This window comes from Victivallis vadensis, assembly GCF_003096415.1.
GTDB classification, from domain to species: domain Bacteria; phylum Verrucomicrobiota; class Lentisphaeria; order Victivallales; family Victivallaceae; genus Victivallis; species Victivallis vadensis.
The window spans coordinates 21,636-29,152 of sequence record NZ_QEKH01000046.1; the positions used below are offsets into that span (position 1 = coordinate 21,636).

Here is a 7,517-nt window from a genome sequence, read left to right on the forward strand (position 1 = left end):
GTGATGAAAAAAAAGCAAAAAAAACGGCGGCATGTGAAGCCGCCGGATGTATGCCGGAAACGGATTGCCGCCGGAGATTTACGCTTCAGGTTTCGGCTGACTTTTGCAGGGGGCGGCATGGTCGCCCTTGCCGGGGCACTGACGATTGCCGTCGCACTGGTAACAGATGCAGTTCACCAGTTCGCGGCCTTTCACAAAGTCCTCGATATTCTTCAGCGTCACGTTGGAGATGTTGGTCATCGCCTCGCGGGTGAAGAACGCCTGGTGCGAGGTGATCAGCACATTCGGAAACGTCATCAGCCGGGCCAGGATGTCGTCGTCGATCGCGTAGCCGGAACGGTCTTCGAAGAAGTAGTCGCTCTCCTCCTCGTAGACGTCCAGCCCGGCGCCGCCGATTTTGCGGCTCTTCAGTCCCGCGATCAGTGCGGCGGAATCGATCAGCTTGCCGCGGCTGGTATTGATGATGTAAACGCCATGCTTCATCATTCCGATCGCCTCGTCGTTGATCATATGCACGTTTTCCGGGGTCAGCGGACAGTGCAGCGAAATTACGTCGGAATTACGGTACAGCTCTTCGAGCGACACGTATTCGATGTGCAGTTGTCTGGCCGCTTCGGCGTTCGGATACATATCATAGGCGAGAATCCGCACCCCGAAGCCCTGCAGCAGCTCCGCGAACACCCGGCCGATCTTGCCGGTTCCGACAATGCCGAAGGTCTTGCCGCGCAGGTCGAATCCCATCAGACCGTTGATCGAGAAGTTGTTCTCTCGGACCCGGTTGTAGGCGCGGTGCAGTTCGCGGTTCAGCGTCTGCAGCAGCGCCAGCGCGTATTCGGCGACCGCGTAGGGGGAATATCCCGGTACGCGCATCACCAGAATTTTGCCGTAGGCAGCGGCAAGATTCACGTTGTTGTAGCCGGCGCAGCGCATCGCGATCAGCTTTACTCCGGCCTTGACCAGTTCCTTGATCGTAGCTTCGCTGACATCGTCATTCACGAAGGCGGATACCGCATCGAATCCCTCCGCCATCCGGGCGGTATTCGGATTCAGCCGCGCTTCGAAAAAGGTCAGTTCAAACCCGAACTTCCTGTTGGTTTCCGTGAAAAACTCCCGGTCATACGGTTTGGTATCGAAAAATGCAACTTTGGTTTTGTTCATAACAACCTCCTCTTTGTTGTTGAAACTCCTGTCCGCATTACAGGTTGAAACTCCGGTCTCCTTCCAGAATTTTTCCTGATCTGTTTGTTATTACTATAATACATTGGTGTTAAAATAGCAAACGGAGTATGATAAATTATTAAAAATAGTTTTGCATTTGTATAAATAAGTTGCTGTTTTGCGGTCAGAATTGCCGGCAAGTATTTCCACTGCGTGCGGCGGGGGATTGGATCTTTTTGCATTGCATATCGGGGGGAAGTGCACAAGGGAGATCAGCTCGGGTGATCCGACCTGCGGCGCGCTTTACCGGGAGAAGTGCCGTGCTTGCGCCGGTAGAGGCGGATGAAATAACCGGCGCTGTCGAATCCGCATTCGGCGGCGATTTCCGCAATGGAGAGGTAGGGATTTTTCAGCAATTCTTCAGCTCGGGCAAGGCGGAGATTCTGCAGATATCCGAGCGGCGGAGTCCCGCAGTAGTCCGTAAAGAGCTTACGCAGCAGCGACACGCTGATTCCGGCATGTTCCGCTGTCGCCCGGACCGTGATGGGACGGGTGAGATTTTCATGCAGGAACTCGAGGGCTTTGCGGAGTTTCGGGTGCTGTCGGGTGGAGAGGGACTGTTTCTGCTCGAAAGCGGAGAGCCTTTGCAGAAAGCTCAGCAGCAGAGCCGATGCCCCCGTAAGATCGTTTTTCTCGGTCATATCGCACAGTTCAAGAAACATGCGGATGGTCCGCGTTTCACCGCCGAGGTCAAGGGAACGCCAATGCTGGGCGAAAAGAGCCGGATTTGCTTGAAAAACGCAGAAGATGTTGTCTTCGCCCGGATCATCGATCTGGTTGTGGATCACTTCCGGCGGGATGACCAGCAGTTTGCCGGGAGTGCCTTCAAAAATTCCGGCCGGACTTTCTACCCGACAATGCCCGTCGAGTACATAGATCAGTTCGCAGCCGCCGTGTTGGTGCGGAGCGACATTGCCTGTTACCTTGCGCCGCCACGCATAGAAGAGCAACGGCAGTTCCACCGATTGTACGCTCATATCGATTCCTTTCGTTGATGGGTGCAACATAACGCCGTTTTTCGGCATTTTCCAATAATTCTGGCGATTTGTTCTATTTGTTTATCAATTTGTATCAAAAATGCAGTTGGCTCGGATTATAAATTACGGTATAATATAAAAAGAAAAACAACGAAAGGAACCATAATGACAAACTGCGGCCCTAAACCGATTCCGACCATTCTGGATACGGACATCGGCAACGATATCGACGATACCTGGGCGCTCGGGATGCTGCTGAACAGCCCTGAATTTGACCTGAAACTGGTGTTGACCTCAACCGGTGATGCCCGTTACCGGGCCAAGGTTGCGGCCGGATTCCTGGAGGCGTGCGGCCGCGACGATATTCCGGTCGGCATCGGCGTCTCGCGTGCGGACGGTTCGCCCGAAACCATGCATGAATATGCCGACTCTTACCGGCTGGAACAGTACTCCGGAGGCATCTGGGAGGACGGTGTGGGCCGGGCGCTGGAACTGATTGCCGCCGAGCCGGAGCTGACGGTGATCGGCATCGCGCCGCTGACCACTCTCGCCGAGTTTTGCCGCCGGGATGAACGGGCGGTCTCCCGATGTCGCCTGACCGTGATGGGAGGTTCGATCGCAAAGCGGCACCGAGGTGCGGCCGGCGTGGTTGCTGAGTACAACATCAAACTCGATGTGCTGGCGGCGCAGCGGACTTTCCGGGCGCCGTGGCGTGAAATCCTCCTGACGCCGCTCGATCATTGCGGCGATATCGCGCTGTCGGGAGTGAATTATCGGAAAATCGCGGAATCAGCCGCACCGGTTGCCCGGAACATTCTTGCCCAATATGCCGTTTGGCGAAATTATTGGAAACATGGCGGCCCGGCACATGCCAGCAGCATCCTTTATGATACAGCGGCGGTCCATCTGGCATATTCCGGGGAGTTCACCCGCCTGGAACGCCTGAAACTTGCGGTGGATGACGTCGGCTTTACGCGAATCTCGCCGGAGGGGCGCGAGATGCTGGTCGCCACGGAAATGACCGACCCGGCCGCTTTTCAGCAACGGCTGGTTGAGAGACTTATTACAACCCAACCAATAGAAAGGATTGAAAATGAAAAAATCTATTCCGTTTACTCTTATTGAATTGCTCGTAGTGATTGCAATAATAGCCGTTCTTGCCGGAATGTTGCTTCCGGCCTTGAATAAGGCGCGTGCGGCCGCTCGCACAATCAAGTGTATCAATAATGTCAAGCAGATCGGATCAGGAGTGATTATGTATACGAATGATAACCATGATCAGCTTCCTAAGACCGGCAACGGCGGAGCCTCAACTCCTTGGTGTCTGTGGGACGTTGAAAATGTGGGCCTGGGGCGTGTCAGTATCTATATCGGCGGCCCGTCGTGGTGTCAGTATAAGCCGGCAGAAGGCGATCTTCGCTCAAAACTTTTCGCCTGTCCTTTTTTGCCCACTCCCGGAGAGGGCTGGACGCATACATCCAAAGAACGCTGCGATTATTTTTACATGCGCGACAGCCGGAGCGGCCCGGTCTGTACTGCTTTCGGATATACCGGTTTGGGTAAGCCAATGAGCAAACTCTCGCGGCAAATGCTGATTATTTGTTCGGGAGGGACGACGTTGATGAATATAGCGCCTGAAGTTTTTGACTCGTTTCTTGTTCATCCCAATTGGGAGGCTCCGCTTTTTCGTGCAGATGGTTCTGCGCAGAAAGTCCGTGCTGCGGATTATGAAAATGGCCGTGGTGATGATGGAATGGCAAAAATTGATGAGTTATAAAGGAATATGATGACGATGCAACGGTTGATGGTATTGTTGATGATACTTGGCTGGGCCGGCGTTTCGGCGGTTGATCGATTGCCGGAAGAGCTTCGGTTTGGGGCGCAGGGAGGATTTGAAATTGATTCTGTGCGGTTCTTTCTTCAACACTTCGGGGCGGGCTGGCAGGGGAGCGATCAATCAAGCCTGAAACCGGAGGCGAAGGTGTTGAAACGATCCGACAGCACTTATGAACTTCGCGGGAAACTTCCGGCCGGAGGTTCGGACAATGTGTTTGAAGTGACTGAGACGGTGACGGCAAGCGGCGACAAGGCATTTCAGTGCGATTACATGCTTACAGCGGCGACTCCGATTGCGACAGACACTTTGGCACTGGCAATCGACATTCCGGTTGGGGAACCCGGGCTCGCTGTGAATGTAGATGGAGATGAAATCAGCTTGCCGGAAGAAGCGGCAGAACCGGGCATTTTTGATCGTGAGGCCGGAATCGTCATGATTGGATTGCCGGAACGGAAAATTCGGATCAGTGGCGATTTCAAAGTCTATATTCAGGATAACCGTGCTTTCAACCTCAAGACGTTTACCATCCGGCTGATGCCGAAAGGGATGGAAAATGAGATTTCAAACTGGCGGCTCACAGCCGATTTCCGATTGCTGCCTGCCGTTTCCGGCGAAACGTTGCCGGCCTGTCCCGCAATCGACGATTGCGGAAACTTGAGAGTCGGAACGCGCGTACTTCGCTGGAACTGGTACGCACCGGATTGGCATGCTGAAGTCCTTGACGGCGGCAATTTCAAGATGGATGCGGGATTTCCGCGCTTTGGTTCCGACTCGTTCGAAACTTCCGGCGTATGGAACGGGTTCCGGACGAAGATTTCGGCAGTCGCAGTTCCGGACGGTGTTGCCTATCATGCCCGTTTCAAGGCTGCTTCTCCTGTCGAAACCTCTGCGCTCGCTTTGACTATGAACATGCCGCTGGCGGAACCGGGAGACGTCATAGTCGATGGCCGAAAAATAGAGTTGCCGGAAGTATGCAAAGAAAGCTGTATCTTCAACGGGAATGCCCGTTCGCTCCGATTCGGAAGCAACGGAAGGATTGTCACGGTTGAAGGAGATTTCATGTTGCTGATCCAGGATGATCGGAAATGGGGCAATCAATATTTTATATTCCGGATCGGAGCGACTCCGTCCGCCGGAAAAATTGACGACGCCTCCTTAAAAATCCGCATACGACTTGAGACGCCGTACACAGCCTCCGTTGATTTGAGAAATGTGTTCAATATGGGATTCAGAGACGAGAAGCTCAACGACGGGAAAGGCGGCTGGACCGACCAGGGACCGACCAACGATTTGCGCATGATGAAGTCCGGTCGTTTTTCCGCTCTGGGCGTCGATTTTGATATCGTCAATCCGGAACGCAACGATGGCCGTTCCTGTCTTGTGTTATCTTCCCGGCAGCAGAAATTTCCGATGGAGAAGAGTATCGCGCTTGACAGTAGCGGCGAAAAAAGCAGGTATCTGTACTTGTTGCATGCTTCGGCCTGGACGCCGAATGCATCTATGCCGGTCGGTATGGTTGTTGCGGAGTATGCCGACGGCAGCGTCAAGGAGTTCCCGGTGCTTGCCGGCCGCGATGTCGGCAACTGGTGGCAACCGTATGGAGTGGCAAACGGTGTTGTCGCCTGGACGGGAGAAAATGCTGAGACCTTTGTCGGTCTCTATCTGTCACAGTTTCCTGTCGAAGCTGCTCCGGCAAAGTTGACCTTCAAGGCGGCAGCAGACAGCGGTTCAGTCTGGATGATTGTCGGCGCCACACTCGGAGAGTACCGTTTGAATCTCCGACGGCCCGAAGCTTTGCCGTATATCGTTGCAGACAAGGATTGGCTGCCGGTCGAATACAACGGCAATACCGTGGCGGGGTCTCCGCTTGATTTCTCGGGCTATCTCGATGCTCCGGCCGGCAAATACGGACCGGTAGTGGTCGACCAGACCGGACATTTCTCATTTCGTGACGCGCCGGGAAAGCGGATCCGTTTTTTCGGGCCGAATCTGGTCGGCACAGCAAACTATCTCGACAAGGAGCTTGCCGATGATTTCGTGACCAAGGCGACCCGGCTCGGCTATAACACTGTGCGCTTTCATCATTTTGATAACGGACTTATCGATCCGAATGCACCAGACTCTCTGACTTTTGATTCCCGGGCACTCGATCAACTTGATTACCTGTTTGCGGAACTGAAAAAACATGGAATTTATTCCTGTCTGGATCTTTATGCAAGCCGCGAATTGAAGCCGGGGGACCACATAAAAGAACTTGAAGGACGCACCAGTCCGGAGAAATTCATCTTGAAGAGGTTGATTCCGCTCAGCAAATCGGCGATGGATAACTGGAAGGAATTCGCCCGGCGGCTGCTGACCCACCGAAATCCCTATACCGGTTTGACTTATGCGGAGGATCCGGCACTCTATGCTTTGAATCTTGTGAACGAAAATCCTCTGGTCATCATCTGGCGGGGATGGGATCCCGCGCTTATCCCGCTTTTCGAGGAGAGATATGTCGAATACCTGAAAGAGAAAGGGCTTGACACACCGGAGAACCGCACCTCACGCGGGGGCCTCTTCATTGAGTTCCTGAACGATCTTCAGATCAGGAGCATCGAAGAACAGAAGCGGTTCCTGAAGGAGGAGCTGAAACTGGTTGCGCTGGTTACCGATCTCAATATGATCAGCAAGTTCACGATGAATGAAGTACGTGAGCATCTGGATTTCGTGGACAATCATCAGTATTGGGATCATCCCTGGTTTCCGGTGCGGGAATGGCACTTGCCGTATGCGTTTTCCAATAAATCATCCATCGCAAATCGCGCGGAACATCCGCGGTATCTGATGCCGGCGCGGATTTTCGGCAAACCGTACACCGTCACTGAATTCAACTTCTGCAATCCGAACCCGTACCGGGGCGAAGCGGCGCCGCTGATCGGCGGTTATGCCGGGTTGCAGGATTGGGACGCCCTCTATCGGTTCGCCTGGTCGCACGGGCGTTACAACATGGATAAGGTCGATGTGCCGTATGGTTTTGATATCGTCAACGATCCGCAGGCGCAGCTGGCGGAACGCATTATCAATCTTCTCTTCATGCGTGAATATATCCGGGCGGCGAAACCTGCTTTTGCTTTCACCTGTACGTCGGGGCAGCTTCGCCGGCTCGCAGGTCCACCGGAGGATGACGGCGATTATCCGGCAGAGTTCACCGAACTCGGCCTCTACGGCCGGATCGGCACGCTCGGCGCCGCCGCTTCGTTCCCCGGCGTGCGGAAGGTCGATGCGCTCAATGCCGGTTGGGAGAAACGGCTTCCAGCCGCCGCCCGCGCCGCTCTCGACAAGCTCGGGAAGACCGGAGTCATCACGAGCGCAGGCGGGCAGATCACGCTTGATTCGAAGGCGAAAACAGTGAAGATCGTCGCTCCGCAGTGCGAAGTGATGACCTTCTCCGGCGATATGTCCGGCAAAGTGATGAAACTTTCCGGAGCCGACCGTTACCAGAC

Annotated in this window: 6 protein-coding genes; 3 read left to right on the plus strand and 3 right to left on the minus strand. The window is 54.3% G+C overall.

The window, feature by feature from the left end; all coding sequences use genetic code 11:
* Positions 1 to 78: 78 nt before the first annotated feature.
* Both C8D82_RS18785 and C8D82_RS18790 read right to left on the minus strand, forming a co-directional pair.
* Positions 79 to 1,158 carry a 2-hydroxyacid dehydrogenase gene (locus tag C8D82_RS18785; RefSeq protein ID WP_116885832.1) on the minus strand — a complete coding sequence of 360 codons (1,080 nt, stop codon included), beginning with the start codon at positions 1,156 to 1,158 and terminating at the stop codon, positions 79 to 81.
* A 272-nt stretch (positions 1,159 to 1,430) separates the two neighbouring features.
* Positions 1,431 to 2,195: an AraC family transcriptional regulator gene (locus C8D82_RS18790; RefSeq protein ID WP_165833196.1), complete on the minus strand. Its 765-nt coding sequence runs from the start codon at positions 2,193 to 2,195 to the stop codon at positions 1,431 to 1,433.
* A 165-nt stretch (positions 2,196 to 2,360) separates the two neighbouring features.
* On the opposite strand from C8D82_RS18790, the gene C8D82_RS18795 reads away from it, so the two are divergent.
* Together C8D82_RS18795 and C8D82_RS18800 are read left to right on the plus strand one after the other, a co-directional pair.
* Complete coding sequence (locus C8D82_RS18795; RefSeq protein ID WP_116885834.1) at positions 2,361 to 3,320, plus strand: nucleoside hydrolase; 960 nt, start codon at positions 2,361 to 2,363, stop codon at positions 3,318 to 3,320.
* Positions 3,289 to 3,972 carry a type II secretion system protein gene (locus tag C8D82_RS18800; RefSeq protein ID WP_116885835.1) on the plus strand — a complete coding sequence of 228 codons (684 nt, stop codon included), beginning with the start codon at positions 3,289 to 3,291 and terminating at the stop codon, positions 3,970 to 3,972. Before C8D82_RS18795 ends, C8D82_RS18800 begins: the two co-directional genes overlap by 32 nt.
* A gap of 621 nt (positions 3,973 to 4,593) precedes the next feature.
* On the opposite strand, the gene C8D82_RS20875 is transcribed toward C8D82_RS18800, so the two are convergent.
* A complete protein-coding gene (locus tag C8D82_RS20875; protein ID WP_133245292.1) occupies positions 4,594 to 5,130 on the minus strand; it encodes a hypothetical protein in 537 nt (178 codons plus the stop codon).
* A gap of 123 nt (positions 5,131 to 5,253) precedes the next feature.
* Between C8D82_RS20875 and C8D82_RS18805 the strand changes: the two genes are divergently transcribed.
* Positions 5,254 to 7,517 (plus strand): glycoside hydrolase family 5 protein (locus C8D82_RS18805; protein WP_207776187.1); only part of this gene is annotated, 2,264 nt, incomplete at its 3' end.

What these genes read in the sequence shown, in the direction of transcription:
- C8D82_RS18785 (WP_116885832.1), bottom strand. Translation starts at nt 1,158, where the DNA reads ATGAACAAAACCAAAGTTGCATTTTTCGATACCAAACCGTATGACCGG.
- C8D82_RS18790 (WP_165833196.1), bottom strand. Translation starts at nt 2,195, where the DNA reads ATGAGCGTACAATCGGTGGAACTGCCGTTGCTCTTCTATGCGTGGCGG.
- C8D82_RS18795 (WP_116885834.1), top strand. Translation starts at nt 2,361, where the DNA reads ATGACAAACTGCGGCCCTAAACCGATTCCGACCATTCTGGATACGGAC.
- C8D82_RS18800 (WP_116885835.1), top strand. Translation starts at nt 3,289, where the DNA reads ATGAAAAAATCTATTCCGTTTACTCTTATTGAATTGCTCGTAGTGATT.